Origin of the sequence: Nocardioides sp. GY 10127 (genome assembly GCF_004919085.1) — a bacterium.
GTDB lineage: Bacteria > Actinomycetota > Actinomycetes > Propionibacteriales > Nocardioidaceae > Nocardioides.
Genome location: NZ_STGL01000006.1, coordinates 29490 through 46289, shown reverse-complemented (window position 1 = coordinate 46289; position 16800 = coordinate 29490). Strand labels below are relative to the sequence as shown.

Annotated in this window: 20 protein-coding genes; 13 read left to right on the top strand and 7 right to left on the bottom strand. The window is 73.6% G+C overall.

What is annotated here, in order from left to right:
- Positions 1-49: 49 nt before the first annotated feature.
- The 4 genes from E8D37_RS10280 (at position 50) to E8D37_RS10265 (ending at position 3585) form a co-directional block, all read left to right on the top strand.
- A complete protein-coding gene (locus tag E8D37_RS10280; protein ID WP_136569699.1) occupies positions 50-652 on the top strand; it encodes a YqgE/AlgH family protein in 603 nt (200 codons plus the stop codon).
- 59 nt (positions 653-711) lie between these two features.
- Positions 712-996, top strand: coding sequence for a DUF3039 domain-containing protein (locus tag E8D37_RS10275; protein WP_136569698.1), 285 nt, complete (start codon positions 712-714; stop codon positions 994-996).
- 95 nt (positions 997-1091) lie between these two features.
- Entirely contained in the window at positions 1092-2834 is a 1743-nt protein-coding gene (locus E8D37_RS10270; RefSeq protein WP_276606490.1) for a DEAD/DEAH box helicase, read from the top strand.
- Positions 2835-2934: 100 nt separating this feature from the next.
- Positions 2935-3585, top strand: a complete 651-nt coding sequence (locus tag E8D37_RS10265; RefSeq protein WP_136569696.1) for a helix-turn-helix domain-containing protein — start codon at positions 2935-2937, stop codon at positions 3583-3585.
- A gap of 135 nt (positions 3586-3720) precedes the next feature.
- Here E8D37_RS10265 and E8D37_RS10260 read toward each other — a convergent pair whose 3' ends face one another.
- Together E8D37_RS10260 and E8D37_RS10255 are read right to left on the bottom strand one after the other, a co-directional pair.
- Complete coding sequence (locus E8D37_RS10260; RefSeq protein WP_136569695.1) at positions 3721-5058, bottom strand: MFS transporter; 1338 nt, start codon at positions 5056-5058, stop codon at positions 3721-3723.
- On the bottom strand, positions 5055-5570 hold the full coding sequence (locus E8D37_RS10255; RefSeq protein ID WP_206055687.1) for a MarR family transcriptional regulator: 516 nt from the start codon (positions 5568-5570) through the stop codon (positions 5055-5057). The genes E8D37_RS10260 and E8D37_RS10255 overlap by 4 nt, the downstream gene beginning before the upstream one ends.
- Before the next feature lie 55 nt (positions 5571-5625).
- On the opposite strand from E8D37_RS10255, the gene E8D37_RS10250 reads away from it, so the two are divergent.
- On the top strand, positions 5626-6156 hold the full coding sequence (locus E8D37_RS10250) for a DUF1697 domain-containing protein (protein ID WP_240770335.1): 531 nt from the start codon (positions 5626-5628) through the stop codon (positions 6154-6156).
- A gap of 528 nt (positions 6157-6684) precedes the next feature.
- Here the strand turns inward: E8D37_RS10250 and E8D37_RS10245 are convergent.
- The 5 genes from E8D37_RS10245 to E8D37_RS10225 form a co-directional block, all read right to left on the bottom strand.
- Positions 6685-7980 carry an MFS transporter gene (locus E8D37_RS10245; RefSeq protein ID WP_136569693.1) on the bottom strand — a complete coding sequence of 432 codons (1296 nt, stop codon included), beginning with the start codon at positions 7978-7980 and terminating at the stop codon, positions 6685-6687.
- The gene (locus E8D37_RS10240) at positions 7977-8609 is read right to left on the bottom strand and encodes a helix-turn-helix domain-containing protein (protein WP_136569692.1); all 633 of its coding nucleotides are present in this window, start codon (positions 8607-8609) and stop codon (positions 7977-7979) included. The genes E8D37_RS10245 and E8D37_RS10240 overlap by 4 nt, the downstream gene beginning before the upstream one ends.
- Before the next feature lie 89 nt (positions 8610-8698).
- On the bottom strand, positions 8699-9364 hold the full coding sequence (locus E8D37_RS10235; RefSeq protein ID WP_136569691.1) for an enoyl-CoA hydratase-related protein: 666 nt from the start codon (positions 9362-9364) through the stop codon (positions 8699-8701).
- Positions 9357-9932, bottom strand: coding sequence for an isochorismatase family protein (locus tag E8D37_RS10230; protein WP_276606481.1), 576 nt, complete (start codon positions 9930-9932; stop codon positions 9357-9359). The genes E8D37_RS10235 and E8D37_RS10230 overlap by 8 nt, the downstream gene beginning before the upstream one ends.
- Before the next feature lie 141 nt (positions 9933-10073).
- The gene (locus tag E8D37_RS10225) at positions 10074-11357 is read right to left on the bottom strand and encodes a nicotinate phosphoribosyltransferase (protein WP_276606480.1); all 1284 of its coding nucleotides are present in this window, start codon (positions 11355-11357) and stop codon (positions 10074-10076) included.
- Between the two features lie 196 nt (positions 11358-11553).
- Between E8D37_RS10225 and clpS the strand changes: the two genes are divergently transcribed.
- From clpS to E8D37_RS10185, 8 genes are all read left to right on the top strand, one after another.
- On the top strand, positions 11554-11802 hold the full coding sequence (gene clpS, locus E8D37_RS10220) for an ATP-dependent Clp protease adapter ClpS (RefSeq protein ID WP_240770378.1): 249 nt from the start codon (positions 11554-11556) through the stop codon (positions 11800-11802).
- Between the two features lie 4 nt (positions 11803-11806).
- The gene (locus E8D37_RS10215) at positions 11807-12391 is read left to right on the top strand and encodes a DUF2017 domain-containing protein (protein ID WP_136569689.1); all 585 of its coding nucleotides are present in this window, start codon (positions 11807-11809) and stop codon (positions 12389-12391) included.
- Between the two features lie 24 nt (positions 12392-12415).
- Positions 12416-12883, top strand: a complete 468-nt coding sequence (locus tag E8D37_RS10210) for an NUDIX domain-containing protein (protein WP_240770334.1) — start codon at positions 12416-12418, stop codon at positions 12881-12883.
- A 96-nt stretch (positions 12884-12979) separates the two neighbouring features.
- Positions 12980-13414 carry a M67 family metallopeptidase gene (locus tag E8D37_RS10205; RefSeq protein WP_136569688.1) on the top strand — a complete coding sequence of 145 codons (435 nt, stop codon included), beginning with the start codon at positions 12980-12982 and terminating at the stop codon, positions 13412-13414.
- A gap of 125 nt (positions 13415-13539) precedes the next feature.
- Positions 13540-13827: a MoaD/ThiS family protein gene (locus tag E8D37_RS10200; protein WP_136569687.1), complete on the top strand. Its 288-nt coding sequence runs from the start codon at positions 13540-13542 to the stop codon at positions 13825-13827.
- 121 nt (positions 13828-13948) lie between these two features.
- A complete protein-coding gene (locus E8D37_RS10195) occupies positions 13949-14530 on the top strand; it encodes an NYN domain-containing protein (protein WP_136569686.1) in 582 nt (193 codons plus the stop codon).
- A gap of 65 nt (positions 14531-14595) precedes the next feature.
- Positions 14596-15543 carry a cysteine synthase gene (locus tag E8D37_RS10190; protein ID WP_136569685.1) on the top strand — a complete coding sequence of 316 codons (948 nt, stop codon included), beginning with the start codon at positions 14596-14598 and terminating at the stop codon, positions 15541-15543.
- 56 nt (positions 15544-15599) lie between these two features.
- Positions 15600-16655: a DUF3152 domain-containing protein gene (locus tag E8D37_RS10185; protein WP_168929709.1), complete on the top strand. Its 1056-nt coding sequence runs from the start codon at positions 15600-15602 to the stop codon at positions 16653-16655.
- Positions 16656-16800 lie beyond the last annotated feature (145 nt).

Genomic DNA, 16800 nt, shown 5'->3' with positions numbered 1-16800 from the left:
CGACCCGGCACACTGGGTGGATGCGGAGGGGCGTATCGCGGGGGGAAGCATGGCGGAGGTGAGCACGCCGGCAGCGGGGATGCTGCTGGTGGCGACGCCTGCCCTGGAGGACCCGCACTTCGCCGACACGGTCGTGCTCGTCATCGACGCCGACGACGAGGGCGCGCTGGGCGTGGTGCTCAACCGCCCGACGTCCGTGCCCGTCGGCGAGGTGCTGGAGACCTGGGCCGGCGTGGTCGCGGAGCCGGACGTCCTCTTCGCCGGTGGCCCGGTGGGCCGCGACGGCGCGCTGGCGCTCGGCGTCCTGCCGCCGGCTCCCGACGGCGCGCCCGGGGAGCCCGGGGAGCGCGTCACGGCCGCGCCGGTCGGCTTCCGAGCCGTCTGGGGGGACGTCGGCCTGCTCGACCTCGACACGCCCGTGGAGCTGCTGGCCGAGGGCCTCGCCGGCATCCGCATCTTCGCCGGGTACTCGGGCTGGGGCCCGGGGCAGCTGGAGGCGGAGATCGAGGAGGGCAGCTGGTACGTCGTGCCCGGTGAGGCCGCCGACGTGTTCCGCCCCAGCACCGACACGCTGTGGCGCGAGGTCCTGCGCCGGCAGCCCGGTGACCTCGCGTGGCACTCGACACGCCCCTCCGAGCCCGGGCTCAACTGAGCGCGCCCGCGGCCTCGGCGAGGCCCGGACGTCCTCGCGACTGACGTAGAGTGGCGCCCGTGAGCGACTTCGGATTCGGGCCCGGCACCGCCGTCGACGAGAGGGTCCAGCAGGATCGCTCGACCCTGCCCACCGATGCCGGTGACCACGAGCGGTTCAGCCACTACGTGGACAAGGACAAGCTCACCGAGGCCATGATCAACGGCACCGCCGTCGTCGCGCTCTGCGGCAAGGTCTGGGTGCCGAGCCGGGCGCCGGAGAAGTACCCGGTCTGCCCGGAGTGCAAGGAGGTCTGGGACGAGCTGCAGGGCGACGAGCCCGGTGACGGGGGCTCCGCCGAGTGACCCCGCAGACCCCGGACCCGACCTCGGGCCCGTCGCTCACCCCTGCCCTCACCCCCGCCTTCCCGCACCGCGCCGCGTGGGGCACCGCGCCCTCGCTGCGTGCCTGGCAGCAGGCCGCGATGAGCAAGTACTTCGACGAGATGCCGAAGGACTTCCTCGCGGTCGCGACCCCGGGTGCCGGCAAGACGACCTTCGCGCTCTCGGTGGCCGCCGAGCTCCTCGGCCGACGCCAGATCGACCGTGTCATCGTGGTGGCGCCGACCGACCACCTCAAGACGCAGTGGGCCGAGGCGGCCGGGCGCGCGGGCATCCCGCTGGACCCGACCTTCTCCGCCGGCAAGGGCCGGACCTCCGGGGACTACGTCGGCGTGGCCGTCACCTATGCCGGTGTCGCGGTGAACCCGCTGGCCATGCGCATCCGCACCGAGCGGTTCAAGACGCTGGTGATCCTCGACGAGGTGCACCACGCCGGTGACGCGCTGAGCTGGGGCGAGGGCGTGCGCGAGGCGTTCGAGCCCGCCGCCCGCCGGCTGTGCCTCACGGGCACGCCGTTCCGCTCCGACGTGAACCCGATCCCGTTCGTCTCCTACGTGGAGGGTGAGGACGGCATCCCGCGCTCGGCTGCCGACTACGCCTACGGCTACGCGGACGCGCTGGCCGACCACGTCGTCCGCCCGGTGCTCTTCCTGGCCTACTCCGGCTCGATGTCGTGGCGCACGCGCGCCGGCGACGAGATCGAGGCCCGCCTCGGCGAGCCGCTGACGAAGGATCTGGTCAACCAGGCGCTGCGCACGGCGCTGGACCCGAAGGGCTCGTGGATCCCGTCGGTGCTCGCCGCCGCGGACAAGCGGCTCTCGGAGGTCCGCCGTCACGTGCCGGACGCCGGCGGCCTCGTCATCGCCACGGACCAGGAGTCCGCGCGGGCCTACGCCAAGACCCTGCGGCAGATCACGGGGGAGGGCGCCACCGTCGTCCTGTCCGACGACCCCACGTCGTCGAAGAAGATCAGCCAGTTCAGCGCGGACGACTCCCGCTGGATGGTCGCGGTGCGCATGGTGTCCGAGGGCGTCGACGTGCCGCGCCTGGCCGTCGGGGTCTGGGCCACCACCACGTCCACCCCGCTCTTCTTCGCCCAGGCCGTCGGCCGCTTCGTGCGTGCCCGCACCCGGGGCGAGGTCGCCAGCGTCTTCCTGCCGTCGGTGCCCAACCTCCTGGGCTTCGCCTCGGAGTTGGAGCTGCAGCGCGACCACGTGCTCGGCAAGAAGGTGCGCGACGAGGACGACATCTTCGCCGCCGAGGACGACCTGCTGGCCGCGGCCAACGCGAGCGAGTCCGCCTCGGACGACCTCGAGGGCAGCTTCGAGGCGATCGGCTCGGAGGCCAGCTTCGACCACGCGCTCTTCGACGGCGCCCAGTTCGGCCACGAGGGCGAGGTGAAGGTCGGCTCCGAGGAGGAGATGGACTTCCTCGGCATCCCCGGCCTGCTCGAGCCCGACCAGATGCGCGAGCTGCTGCACAAGCGGCAGAACGACCGGATGCGCAAGACGCGGAGCACGCGCGACGCCACCCGGGCGGCGGCCGACGCCGCGGACGCCCGCACCGCGGCGGCCGCGGAGGACCTCGCGGACGTGGCGACGCACGAGCAGCTCGGCATCCTGCGCCGGGAGCTGAACGGCCTGGTCGGCGCCTGGTACCACCGCACGGGCCAGCCGCACGGCGTCACCCACGCCGCGCTGCGGCGGGAGTGCGGGGGCCCGGCCGCGGCCGTGGCGAACGCCGAGCAGCTGCGCAAGCGGATCGACCGCGTCCGGGCGTGGGCGGCCGGCCAGACCGGCTGAGGCTCGCGCCGCGTGGTGCCGCCCCGGCGGTGACGGCCGTCTCAGGACAGGTGACGGCTACCTGACACGTGTCCGCTCAGGAGTCATTAGGATGGGCTCCATGTCCGCTGAGACCTCCCAGACCCTCGACCGCGGCCTGCGGGTGCTGTCCGTGCTCGCCTCCTCGGCCGGCGGTCTCACCGTCACCGAGCTGGCCGGGCAGCTGGGGGTCAACCGCACCGTCGTGTACCGCCTCGTGAGCACGCTGGAGCAGCATGCGCTGGTCCGCCGGGACGTGAAGGGCCGGCTGCACGTCGGCCTCGGCGTCCTGCACCTCGCCGGCGCCGTCCAGCCGGTGCTGCGCGACCTGGCGATGCCGGTCCTGCGCCAGCTCGCGGAGGACACGGGCTGCACCGCCCACCTCACGGTGGTCGAGAACGAGGAAGCCCTGGCGCTCGCGGTCGTCGAGCCGTCCTGGACCGACTTCCACGTCTCCTACCGCGTCGGCACCCGGCACCCGCTCAGCAGCGGCGCCGCGGGCAAGGCCGTGCTGCTGGGTCGCACGCACCGCGACGAGATGACCTACGTGCTCACCAAGGGCGAGCTGCGCACCGGCGCTCGCGGCCTGGCCTCGCCGCTGCGCGACGTCGACGGCATGGAGGCCTCGGTGGGCATCGTGACGCTCGGCGACCTGGACGAGTTCCGGGTGGCCGAGCAGGTGGTGGCCGCCGCCGCCGAGGTGTCCCGGCTGCTGGCCGGCGCCCCGGTCTGAGGCACCGACCGCGGCCTCCCTCGACGGCGGCGGCGGTTCGTGCGGGGCCCTCACAGCCCCTGAGACGACCCAGAGGTGCCCCGGCGGACCGGGGCACCTGGGTCAGGCGGAGGTCAGGCGTGGGTCACGCGGAGGTCAGTCGAGGTCGCCCACCAGGACGGCCTCGGCCTCGTCCTCGGAACCCACCTGGCTGTGCGGGGTGTGGCCGGTGATGGTGCGGCGGCCGAGGAACATCACGATCGTGCCGACGAGCACGGCGGCCGCGCCGAAGACGAACGGGGCGTGGGCGTTGACGCTCTCGCTGAGCTTGAGGGCCACGTAGGGGCCGACCGCGCCACCGCAGAAGCGGAGGAACGAGTAGGCGGCGGACGCGACGGGCCGCTCGACGGGGGCCGCACCCATGACGGCCTCGGTGACCAGGGTGTTGTTGATGCCGATGAAGGCGCCCGAGGCGATGATCCCGATCACCACGACGACCGTGTGCGAGGTGAACACGGCGAGCACGAGCAGGTCCACGGCGAACAGGAACAGCATGGTGATGATCGCCGGGACGGTGCCCATCGCCCGCTGCACGAGGGGCGCGACGGCCACCGAGGTGACGGCGAGCAGGATGCCCCAGCCGAAGAAGATCCAGCCGATCTGGAGGATGCCGGCGGTGGGCAGGGCGAACGGGCCCGCGGCCAGGATCGTGAAGAAGCCGATGTTGTAGAAGATCGCGGTGATGCCGATGAGCAGCAGGCTGCGGTGGCGCAGGGCGCGCAGCGGGTCCAGCGGGGTGGTCTTGCGGCCGGTCGGCGGGGTCTTCGGCAGGAGGAACGTCGTGGCGAGCAGGCCGATCACCATGAGGGCGGCGACGCCGTAGAACGGGCCGCGCCACGAGATCTGGCCGAGCAGGCCGCCGATGAGCGGGCCCGAGGCGATGCCGATGCCCAGCGCGGCCTCGAACAGGATGATCGCCTGACCGGTGGAGCCCCGGGCGGCCATCACGATGGTGGAGAGCGCGGTGGCCACGAAGAGGGCGTTGCCCAGGCCCCAGCCGGCGCGGAAGCCGACGATCTGGCCGACGGTGCTCGAGGAGCCCGCGAGGGCGGAGAACACGATGATCAGCACGAGGCCGGCCATGAGGGTGCGCTTGGGGCCGATGCGGCTCGAGACCGCGCCGGTCACGAGCATCGCGACACCCATGATCGCCATGTAGCTGGTGAACATCAGCGAGACCTGGCTCGCCGTGGCGTCCAGCTCGGCGGCGATGCTCTTGAGGATGGGGTCGACCAGGCCGATGCCCATGAAGGCGATGACGCAGGCGAACGCGACCGCCCACACCGCGCGGGGCTGGTCGAGGTAGGCGCGGACGCCCGTCCTCGGGGTCTCGGTGGTGGTGCTGGTGCCGGTGCTGCTGGTGCTGCCGGTGGCGTGGCTGCCTGCGTGGCTGCCGGCGGGGCTCTCGGGGGGAGAGGTGTGCTGGGTGGTCACTTCGGTCCTTCCTGGTGCGGGGAGTGCGGAGAGCGCTGGCTCTCGTGGGTCGGGGTGAGGAGGTCGGCGTGCTCGGTGAGGTCGCGGAGCACGTCGACCGCGGTGGCCAGGTCGGCCGTGCTGCGGCCGGTGGCGGTGAGGGTGGCGGCGAGGGACTCGGCGTTGGCTCGGCGTCCTGCACGAAGGGCCTGGCGGCCCTCGGGCGTGAGGCGGACGACGCTCGCGCGGGCGTCCGACGGGTGGGGCGTCTTGGTGACCCAGCCGCGGTCCGCGAGCTGGGCCACGGCGGCGGAGGCCGTGGGCTGCGAGCACTGGTCGAGCTCGGCGACGCGGGTGATGGACAGCCCGGTGGCGTCGAGGCCGGCGCGGGTCTCCTGCTCGTCGAGCAGGGACAGGAGGCGGTAGCCCGGCGGCAGGGCGTGGGTGACCCGGACGCGTCGGACGAGGCGGGCGGCGAGGACCAGCAGGTCGCCCGCCAGCTCCTCCTGCCGATCCCTCAGTTCGTTGACCACGACAACTGTTTTACAGAGGTTGCCTATGGATCGTCCAGTCCCCTTGGATGTGACCGTGGCGACGTACCTGGCCTTCCTCCGCGCGATCAACCTCGGAGCCGTGCGCAAGTTCGGCAAGGCCGACGTCCTGCGCGTCACCCAGGAAGCCGGGTTCACCGGCGTCGAGACGTACCTGAACACCGGGAACGTGCGGCTCGAGACGTCCATGCGCTCCACCGCGAAGATCGAGGCGGCGCTGGAGGCGGCCTACCTGGCGGACCGCGGCTTCGAGGTCCCCACCCTCGTGTTCACCCCGGCGGAGCTGCGCGAGGTGCACGAGGCCGCCGGCGCTGTCGAGCACGACGGCAAGCACTACGTGGCGCTGCTCCGCGACGCCCCCGACCCGGCCGCCGTCGACGTGCTTCGCCAGCGCTGTCAGCCGGGGGAGCGCCTGGAGATCGGCGGACGCGCTCTGCACTGGCTCGTCGGCGCCGACGGCGTCCACGGCACGAAGATCACCAACAACCTGATCGAGAAGGCCCTCGGCACCGTCGCCACCACCCGCAACCCGACCGTCGTCGCGGAGGTCTGCTCGCGCTGGTGCTGACTGGCTGTCTTCGGCGGCTGGGTTTCGGGTGGCTGGTCTACGGGTGGCTGGTCTCCGGGCGGCTGGGAAGCGTTCGGTCCTCGTGTGGACGAGGACCGAACGGGTCAGCGGGGCCGGGTCGCCCGCTCAGCCGAGGACTCTGGGGGCGGTTCGGTCCTCCTGGAGCGCGTGCCGGGCGTGCCGGTGGGGTGGGGGTGTTCGGTCCTCGTGTCCGCGAGGACCCAACGTGTTCGGTCCTCCTGGGGCACGAGCGGGGCGGGCCGGGACGCGTTCGGTCCTCGTGCCAGCGAGGACCGAACGCCCCGTCCGCGGCTGAGTCCACGCTCAGCGCGTCGGCGCTGGGGCGCTTCGGTCCTCCTGGGGGACGTGCGGGGTCGGCCGGGACGGGTTCGGTCCTCGTGTCGACGAGGACCGAACGCGTCGACCGCCCGCCAGCGACAGCCAGCAGCCAGTCAGCAGCCGCAAGCGACAGCCGTCCAGCAGCCGCCGGCCGGCAGTCAGTGAGCAGGTGACTGCCGGCAGGACGGGTCAGGAGGCAGGCGCGGAGTCGGAGGTGGAGGCGGAAGCAGGCGCGGAGGCTGGGGCGGAGGCGGTGGAGGGGGAGGGGGTGCGGCGCAGGTTTCGCACGGACGACGAGCACAGCACCAGCCCGCAGAGCAGGACGTACGCCAGGCCGGCGGCGACCATCACCGGGCCGAACCCGAATGCGAGGGCCAGCGGGCCGAAGGCGACCTGCCCGATCGGCATCGCCACGAACGAGCCGAGCGCGTCGTAGGAGTAGGCGCGGCTGAGCATGTCGTCCGGCACGTGCTCCTGCATCGCCAGGTTCCAGCCCATCCCGAACAGCTCGGTGCCGGCCCCGGCGATGAACGTGGCGACCACCAGTGCTCCGAGGTGCGGCTCCGCGCCGAGCACGATCATCGGCAGCGCGAGGGTGGTGATGCCGAGCATCCCCATCAGGAGCGGACGCTCGAGCCGCACGCGCAGCAGCACCAGCGTCATCACCAGCAGGCCCACCGCCTCGGCGGACAGCGCCAGCCCCCAGCCCTCCTCGCCGATCGTCGCCTTGGCGCGCGAGGGTCCCAGCGTCAGCCAGGCGCCGGCGTGCAGGGCGTTGAGGAACCCGAAGCCCAGCACCACCACCCACAGCCACGTGGTGGAGCGGACGTAGCCCCAGCCCTCCCGCAGCTCGGCGATCGTGCTGGTGCCGGCCGTCCGGGGCGGCTGGGCCGGCACGCGGATGAGCATGAGCAGCAGGGCGCTGACCAGCCAGGACGCAGCGTCCACCCCGAGGGCCCAGCCCGGCCCGACGCCGACCACGAGCAGCGCGGCCACCGTCGGCCCGAGCACGGTCACCGCCGAGCGCGCCAGCGAGACGAGGGCGTTGGCCTGCTGGAGCTGCTCGCGGGGCACGAGGGTCGGCATGACGCTGGACATGGCCGGGAAGCCGAGACCGGAGATGATCCCGTGCACCAGGCTCAGCGCCATCAGGGACCACAGCTGCGCCGTGCCGGTCAGGACGAGGGCCGCGATCGCGCCCTGCGTGAGCGCCGAGCCCAGGTTCGACACCTGGAGCACGGCCACCCGCCCGAACCGGTCGGCCACGACCCCGCCCCACAGCAGGAGCAGCACCAGCGGCACGGTGTGCGCGGCCAGCACGTAGCCCACGGCCGCCGGGTCGTCGTCCGTCACGTCGAGGACGGCGAACGCGAGGGCCACCGTGGCCATCGTGTTGCCGATCAGGTTCACCACGCGCGAGGCGTAGTAGAAGCGGAAGTTGCGCGCCCGGAGCGGAGCCAGGGAGGCGGTCAGGTGGGGGCTCATGCCCGCTCCTCAGAAGGGTCGGCAGGGGGATCGGCAGGGCGGTCGGCAGAAGGGCCGTCGTGGGCGTCCAGCGTCATCGCCCACGCTGTGGCGCTCACGTGGACGGTGCCGGGGGTGCGCGGCGGACGGTTGGCGTCGTGCAGCAGCCGTGACGCCTCGCGCAGGAGCTCCTGGGCGCGCTCCCACGTCTCCGGCGGGACCCAGCCCTCCAGGTCGCTGCTCCAGCGGCGCGGCGCCGCGGCCAGCACGCGTCGCTCCAGGTCCGTGGCGGTGGCCCGCAGGAAGAGCACCTCCTCGTGGCGGCCCACGTCGGGGTCGCCGAGCGATCCGCCTGGGCCGTGATCGGCCGTCGGCTCGCCCTCGGGCGGGTGCCCCTCCCGCTCGTGGGGGTACCGGTAGCGCTTGGCGACGCCGCCGCGGATCTTCTCCTCGCCGTCCACGACGAGCTCCCCGGCGTCGGCGAGCACACGCAGGTGGTAGCTGGCGTTGGCGTGGGTGAGGTCCAGCTCGCGCGCGACCTCGGCGGCGCTCATCGCGGTGCCGGTGAGCAGCGACAGCATCCGCAGTCGCACCGGGTGCGCCAGCGCCCGCAGCACGGCGACCTTCCGTGAGCTCTCCCGCTCGTCCATCCCGACCCTCCAAGAGTTCTTGGACAGTAGTGGACGACAGAGGGCCTCCCACTGTCAAACGGTTCTTGGGAGGTGGTGGGGAAGGCGGTTCAGCGGGCCGCGTGCCGCGCCAGGAGGGAGGCGGTGCGGTCCTCGTGGGCGAGGGCCTCCTCGAGCCGGGCCGCCAGGTCGGCGTCCAGCACCCGACGGGTGCCGGCGAGGGTGAGCGCGTCGGCCTCGAGGAGCGCCCGGACGACGGCATCGGCCCGGGCCCGCGCGGTGCTGCCCGACGGCGCGAGGTGGGTGACCACGCCCCAGTCGGCGGCCGAGACCGCGGTGACCGCCTCGCCGAGCAGCAGCATCCGCCGGGCGCGCAGGCGCCCCACCGCGGCGGGCAGCGTGAGGCTCAGCCCGCCCACCGCCGGGGGAGCGATCTGGACGCTCGTCGAGCGGTCGGCCACGACCGCGTCGCAGGCGAGCGCGACCGCGCAGGTGGCGGTCGTGACGCGGTCGCCCAGCACCGCGACCACCGGCAGGTCGGTCGCCAGCACCGCGCGCACGCAGCGCGCCAGCAGGGCGCGGTGGGCGACGTCGTCCCACGTGCCCTCCGCCTCCCCGAGATCCAGGACGACGACCCGCGCGCCGCGCTCGGCGCGCAGCCGTTCCAGAGCGACCGCCAGCGACTCGTCGACGCGGGGGCCGAGCCGCACCACGGGGTCCACGGGGTCCGCGGCGTCCCGGCGCGTCCCGGGGTCGCCGACGGGGCCGTCAGGCAACGACCACCCCGGCGGCCTCCATCTCGGTGAGGGCGCGGGTCGTGGTCTCGGGAGCGACGCCGGCGCACAGCCGGGTCAGCACCCGGGTGCGGAAGCCCGCGTCCACGGCGTCGAGGGCCGTGGCGCGCACGCAGTGGTCGGTGGCCAGGCCGCAGATCTCCACCTCGGTCACCCCGCGCTGCCGCAGCCACGAGGCCAGGTCGGACCCGTCGCCGCCCTTGCCCTCGAAGCCGGAGTACGCGGCCTCGTGCTCGCCCTTGAGGAAGACCTCCTCGAAGGTGTCCGCCTCCAGGGTCGGGTGGAAGGCCTCGCCGGGGGTGCCGACCTCGCAGTGGACCGGCCACGACGAGACGAAGTCCGGGCGCTCGGCCCAGTGGTCACCGGGGTCGACGTGGTGGTCCTTGGTGGCCACGACGTGGCTCCACGACGGCGCGCCGGGGACCCCCGCGCGCCACTCGGCCAGGACGCCCTCGATGGCGCCGGCCACGGCGTTGCCGCCCGTGACCGGGAGCGAGCCGCCCTCGCAGAAGTCGTTCTGGACGTCCACGACGATCAGCGCACTCACCATGCCCAGCAGGCTAGTCCCAGGTCAGGGGTGCTGGGCTGAGGGTCACGTCACACCCGTCCGGACGTGTGCGTCCGCTGGGCGGGCCTTCGCGACGTCCGCCCCTCGCGACGTCCGCCCTTCGCGACGTTCGCCCTTCCGATGTCAGACCCGCACGGTGGCCAGCACGGGCTCGCCGCGGGAGAGCTTGCGCGCGTCCAGGGGGAGCTCGGCCCGCGAGCGGTCGTGCCGGTCGCGGGCGGCGTCGAGGGGCTCGCGCCCGACGACCTCGCCGCCGAGCACCAGCGGCACCAGCAGGTCCCGCTCGTCCGCGGCGAGCGGTGGTGCCTCGCCGGTGCCGATCACCTCGGCCACGGCCGTCCCGTGCTCGTCGTAGCGACGCCGTGCCCACTTGCGCCCGCCCACCATCTCCTTGCCCGTCGACCGCTTCGCGACCGGCGCGAGCCGCCCGCTCGCGTCCTCGCGGGCCACGAGCTTGTAGACCAGCGCGCAGGTGGGGTGCCCGGAGCCGGTGACGAGCTGGGTGCCGACGCCGTAGCCGTCGACGGGCGCGGCGGCGAGCGCGGCGATGGCGTGCTCGTCCAGGTCGCTGGTGACGGTGATGCGGGTGCGGGTGGCGCCGAGGGAGTCGAGCTGGGCGCGCACGGCCCGGGCGCTCACGAGGAGGTCGCCGGAGTCGAGCCGGACGGCGCCGAGGTCGGTGCCGGCCACCTCGACGGCGGTCCGCACCGCCTCGGCCACGTCGTAGGTGTCGACGAGCAGCGTCGTCCCCGTGCCCAGGGAGCGCACCTGCGCGGTGAAGGCGTCCCGCTCGGTGTCGTGGAGGAGGGTGAAGGCGTGGGCGGAGGTGCCGGCGGTGGGCACGCCGTAGCGCAGCCCGGCGGCCAGGACGGACGTCGAGGCGAAGCCCGCCACGTACGCGGCCCGCGCCGCGGCCACGGCCGCCTCCTCGTGGGTGCGGCGCGCGCCCATCTCGATGCACGGCCGGCCCTCGGCGGCCATGGTCATCCGGGAGGCGGCCGAGGCGATCGCGGAGTCGTGGTTGTAGATGCTGAGCATGAGCGTCTCGAGGACGACGGCCTCGGCGAACGTCCCCTCGACCACGAGGAGCGGGGAGCCCGCGGTGTAGACCTCGCCCTCCGCGTAGCCGTGGACGTCGCCGGTGAACCGCCAGCCGGCGAGGTGCTCCAGCGTGGGGGCGTCGAGAACCGGCTCCAGGAACGCGAGCACCTCCTCGTCGAAGCGGAAGTCCTCCAGCGCGTCGAGCACCCGGCCGGTGCCCGCGACCACGCCGTAGCGGCGGCCCTCGGGCAGGCGCCGGCCGAAGAGCTCGAAGACGCAGCGCCTCGAGGCGGTGCCCGCGGCCAGCGCCGCCTGGAGCATCGAGAGCTCGTAGTGGTCGGTCAGCAGCGCGGTCGAGCGGGTCACGGCCACGACTGTAGGGCTGCGGGGGCGCCGCCCCGCCCCACCCGGTCGTGTCGCGGGGCGCCCGGGCGGGGGAGACGCGCGCCACGGGTGGGGAGGAGGTCGGTGACGGGTGGGGACGCTGTGCGAGCATGGGCGCGTGTCCGCACCCAGCCCCGTCGAGGTCGACCCGACGACCAGTGCCGGCCTCGAGGACGAGGTGCTGATCACCCCTGCCAAGCCCTGGGTGACCATCGTGTGGAACGACCCGGTCAACCTCATGTCCTACGTGACCTACGTCTTCCAGCACTACTTCGGCTACACCGAGAAGAAGGCCGAGAAGCTGATGCTCGAGGTGCACGAGGACGGCCGCTCCGTGGTCTCCGCGGGCAGCCGCGAGGAGATGGAGCGCGACGTGCAGGCCATGCACGAGTACGGCCTGTGGGCCACGATGCAGAAGGACGACTGAGAGCGTGGGCGCCTTCACCCGCCACCGACGCAGCAAGCACCTGATCGCCACCTTCACCGGCTTCGAGGCCGACCTGCTGCGGTCCCTGGCCGCGCAGCTCGTCGAGCTGCTGCACAGCGAGGCCGCCGTCCCCGACGACCGCGACCCGCTCGAGGCGCTGCTCGACTTCGGCGGCCCCACCACCGAGCCCGACGACCCGGTGCTGGCCCGGCTGTTCCCGACCGCCTACCCCGACGACGAGGAGGCGGCCGCCGACTTCCGGCGGTTCACCGAGAACGGCCTGCGCGAGGGCAAGGCCCGCGCGGCGTCCGCGATCATCGACGGCCTCGAGGACGCCGGCCTGCCGGCCGACCTCGACGAGGACGACCGGCTCACGATCGACGTGGAGCTGGACGAGCCGGGCGCCCAGCTCTGGCTGCGCTCGTTCACCGACCTCCGGCTCGCGCTCGCGGTGCGGCTCGGCGTCGAGGAGGACGACGAGGAGTACTGGGACTCGCTTCCCGAGGACGACCCCCGCGCCCGCGCGCACGACGTCTACGAGTGGGTCGGCGGTCTCCAGGAGACGCTCGTCCACGCGCTCACGCACTGACCCCCACCCCGCAGAGGAGCCCCCGTGCCCATCCCCCCGTTCGTCCTGGCGCTGCGCGAGATGGTGGGCACCCACCAGCTCTGGCTGCCCGCGGTCACCGCGGTGGTCGTGCACGAGGGGCAGGTGCTGCTCACGCTGCGGGCGGACAACGGCCGCTGGGCGCCGATCACCGGCATCGTCGACCCGGGGGAGGAGCCCGCGGTCGCGGCTCGGCGCGAGGCGCTGGAGGAGGCCTCGGTCGAGGTGAGCGTCGACCGGCTCGCCTCGGTCTCCGTGAGCGACGAGGTCACCCACGGCAACGGCGACCGGGGCGTCTACCTCGACCTCACCTTCGCCTGCACGTGGCTGGGCGGCGAGGCGGCCGTGGGCGACGACGAGAACCTCGAGGTCCGCTGGTGGCCCCTCGACGCGCTGCCGCCGATGGCCGCGGAGATGGAGCGGCGCATCGCCGACGTCCTGGCGGGGGAGACCGCCACGCGCTTCGTCCGCTGACGCGGTCCCCTGACGTGCTGTCCTGACGTGGTGCCCCGGCGTCCGGCACCCGGGCGGATGCGGGCAGGCACGCGCGCACGCCCTACGCTGGCGGGCGTGCTGACCATCGACCGCGCCACCCGAGACGCCATCGTCGCGCACGCCAAGCGGGACCACCCCGACGAGTGCTGTGGCATCGTCGCCGGCCCCGAGGGCAGCGACCGCCCCGAGCGGCTCGTCGAGATGGTCAACGCCGCCGGCAGCCCCACCTTCTACGAGTTCGACTCCACCGAGTTGCTCGACCTCTACAAGCAGATGTGGGCGAACGACGAGGAGCCGGTGGTCGTCTACCACTCGCACACGGCCACCGAGGCCTACCCGAGCCGCACCGACATCGGGCTCGCGAGCGAGCCGAACGCCCACTACGTCCTCGTCTCCACCCGGGAGCACGGGAATAACGAGGGCCCCGTGGACTTTCGTTCCTACCGGATCGTCGACGGCGTCGTGACCGAGGAAGAGGTCACCGTCGTGGAGTCGCTGCCCTCGGCGTGAGCCGCGGACGCACCCCGGTCCACCCCCGGAGGACACTCCGGGCCGCACCGAAGACCTGCACCACCGCCGGCCCCGCCACGGGGCCGGGAGAACCGCAACCAGCAGTCCCGAGCAAGGAGCACCCAGTGGCCATCGAGGTCCGCATCCCGACCATCCTGCGCACCTACACCGGCGGCGAGAAGGCCGTCACCGGCGAGGGCGCCAGCCTGAGCGCTCTCATCGACGACCTCGAGGCCAGCTACGCCGGCATCAAGGACCGCCTCGTCGAGGAGAAGAACGGCGAGATCGTGCTCCGCCGCTTCGTCAACGTCTACGTCAACGACGAGGACGTCCGCTTCCTCGGTAGCCTCGAGGCCCCGCTGGCCGACGGCGACCAGGTCGTCGTGCTGCCCGCCGTCGCGGGCGGCTGCTGACCCAGGTCGGCACGGTCCCGCAGCCGGGCTGCGGGACCCGGTCGCACCTGGTAGACCACCGGGTGGGACCACCCGTCAACACCAGGCACCACGAGGAAGCACCCGAGGAAGGGAGGACACCATGAGCGAACGGCGAACGGTCGTGCTCGTCGACGGCGAGAACATCGACGCCACGCTGGGCAACTCCCTCCTCGGGCGCCGCCCGAACCCGGAGGAGCGCCCCCGCTGGGAGCGCGTCATCCACTTCGCCGAGAAGCTGTGGGACCAGCCCGTCGTCGGGCTGTTCTTCCTCAACGCCTCGGCCGGGCACATGCCCACCCCGTTCATCCAGGCGCTGCTGGCCATCGGCTACCGCCCCGTCCCGCTGTCGGGCCGGCCCGACCAGAAGGTCGTGGACATCGGTATCCAGCGGACGCTGGACGAGCTCACCGCGCGGGCGAACGACCCCGAGAGCGAGGCCGTCCCCACCGACGTCCTGCTCGTCAGCCACGACGGCGACTTCGCGCCCCAGTCCGAGGCCCTCCTCGGCACCGGCGCGCGGATGGGCCTCGTCGCCCTCCGGGAGTTCTGTTCCACCGCCCTCACGTCGCTCGGGATGACGCTGTACGACCTCGAGGACGACGTCAACGCGTTCCGCTCCCCGCTGCCGCGGGTCCGCATCATCGAGCTGGACGACTTCGACCCGGCCGCGTTCCTGCGCTGACGCGCCGCGTCCCCCCTCAGCACGCACCGCCCGGCCCCGGCCGGGCACCGATCCAGAAGGCACCCATGAGGTTCGACAACCTGCTCGCGTCCGTCGGCAACACCCCGCTCGTGGGGCTGCCGCGGCTCTCGCCGAGCCCGGACGTCCGGCTCTGGGCCAAGCTCGAGGACCGCAACCCCACCGGCTCGATCAAGGACCGTCCGGCCCTGAAGATGATCGAGGAGGCGGAGAAGGACGGCCTGCTCCGTCCCGGCTGCACCATCCTCGAGCCGACGTCCGGCAACACCGGCATCTCGCTCGCGATGGCCGCCAAGCTCAAGGGCTACCGGATGGTCTGCGTGATGCCCGAGAACACCTCGGAGGAGCGCCGCCTGCTCCTGCGCATGTGGGGCGCCGAGATCGTCTCCTCGCCCGCGGCCGGTGGCTCCAACGAGGCCGTGCGGGTCGCCAAGCGCGTCGCGGAGGAGCACCCGGACTGGGTCATGCTCTACCAGTACGGCAACCCCTCGAACGCGCTGGCGCACGAGGAGGGCACCGGCCCCGAGCTGCTCGCCGACCTGCCGTCGATCACCCACTTCGTGGGCGGCCTGGGCACCACCGGCACGCTCATGGGTATCAGCCGCTACTTCCGCCGGGCCAAGCCCGACGTCCGCATCGTCGCCGCCGAGCCCCGCTACGGCGAGCTCGTCTACGGCCTGCGGAACATGGACGAGGGCTTCGTCCCCGAGCTCTACGACCCCGAGCTGATCGACTCCCGCTTCTCCGTCGGCCCGCGCGACGCCGTCCGCCGGGTGCGCGAGCTCATCGACAACGAGGGCATCTTCGCGGGCATCTCGACGGGTGCCATCCTGCACGCCGCCATGGGACAGGCCGCGAAGGCCATCAAGGCGGGGGAGAAGGCTGACATAGCCTTCGTCGTGTGCGACGCCGGCTGGAAGTACCTCTCGACGGGTGCCTACGAGGGCACGATCGACGAGGCCGAGGACAGGCTCGAGGGCCAGCTCTGGGCCTGAGCGGCCCCCTGCTCGCCTGCCTGCTGCTCGTCGGCGGGCTGCTCCTGGCGCCCCCGGTGGCGGCGGCCGAGGGGCGACCCGAGGCCACCGCGGCGCCCCAGGTGGAGGGCGAGGCCGTCTACGGGCAGCGCCTCGTCGCCACCCGCGGGTCCTGGGTGGACGGCGCGGACCTGGCGTTCACCTTCCAGTGGCTGCGCGGCGGCGCCCCGATCGCCGGGGCCACCGGCAAGGCCTACCGCCCCACGACCGACGACCTGGGCCGCCGCCTGTCGGTGCGGGTGACCGCCACGGACACCGCGGGGGAGTCGACGAGCCGGACCAGCGCCCGCACCGCCGGCGTCCGTCGTGCCCCGCTGGCGTCGCGCCGCGCGCCGCGCGTGCTGGGCACCGCCCGCTACGGCCACGTCCTGCGCGCCACCCCGGGCCGCTGGTCCAGCGAGCCGGGGCGCGTCCGCTGGACCTGGTACCGGGGCCACGGGGTCGAGGTCGGCACCGGCCGGCGGCACCGGGTCGAGCCGGGGGACGTCGGCCGGCGGCTCTACGTGCGCGCCGTCGCGACCGCCGCCGGCCACGTGCCGGCGGCGGCGCGCAGCGAGCGCACCGCCATCGTCCGGCACCGCGTGGACGTCTCCCGCTCGGTGACCTACCACGTCACCACCCACGGGCACGTGACGGCGTCGGTGCGCCGGTTCGCCCGCCTCGCCCAGCAGACCTACGACGACCCGCGCGGCTGGCGCGCGGCCGGCGTGCACTTCCGCCGCGTGGCCTCCGGGGGCGACTTCACCCTCGTCCTGGCCGAGGCCTCGACGATGACGGACTTCTCCTCGGAGTGCTCCGTGCACTGGTCCTGCCGCGTGGGCCGCTACGTCGTCATCAACCAGCGGCGGTGGCGGCACGCCTCGCCGTCGTGGAACAAGGCGGGCGGGACGCTGCGCGACTACCGGAACATGGTGGTCGACCACGAGACGGGGCACTGGCTGGGGCTGGGCCACGCGTCGTGCCCGGGCGCCGGCGAGCCGGCGCCGGTGATGATGCAGCAGTCCAAGGACCTCGGCGGCTGCACCTTCAACCCGTGGCCGGTGGCCTCCGAGCTCGCCACCGTGGCGGGCTGAGGACGCGCGGGGCGGCACCCCGGAGCGTCCTCGCAGCGTCCTCGCGGGGTGAGATCCGCGCCACGCGGGAGGTCCCGCTGAGCGGGGCACGACCGTGCTCTCCTACGGGTGACGTGCACGACGCGCCGCGTCGCCGTGCACGCGG

What these genes read in the sequence shown, in the direction of transcription:
- E8D37_RS10240 (WP_136569692.1), bottom strand. Translation starts at nt 8,609, where the DNA reads ATGGACGAGCGGGAGAGCTCACGGAAGGTCGCCGTGCTGCGGGCGCTG.
- E8D37_RS10230 (WP_276606481.1), bottom strand. Translation starts at nt 9,932, where the DNA reads ATGGTGAGTGCGCTGATCGTCGTGGACGTCCAGAACGACTTCTGCGAG.
- E8D37_RS10265 (WP_136569696.1), top strand. Translation starts at nt 2,935, where the DNA reads ATGTCCGCTGAGACCTCCCAGACCCTCGACCGCGGCCTGCGGGTGCTG.
- E8D37_RS10245 (WP_136569693.1), bottom strand. Translation starts at nt 7,980, where the DNA reads ATGAGCCCCCACCTGACCGCCTCCCTGGCTCCGCTCCGGGCGCGCAAC.
- E8D37_RS10280 (WP_136569699.1), top strand. Translation starts at nt 50, where the DNA reads ATGGCGGAGGTGAGCACGCCGGCAGCGGGGATGCTGCTGGTGGCGACG.
- E8D37_RS10190 (WP_136569685.1), top strand. Translation starts at nt 14,596, where the DNA reads ATGAGGTTCGACAACCTGCTCGCGTCCGTCGGCAACACCCCGCTCGTG.
- E8D37_RS10195 (WP_136569686.1), top strand. Translation starts at nt 13,949, where the DNA reads ATGAGCGAACGGCGAACGGTCGTGCTCGTCGACGGCGAGAACATCGAC.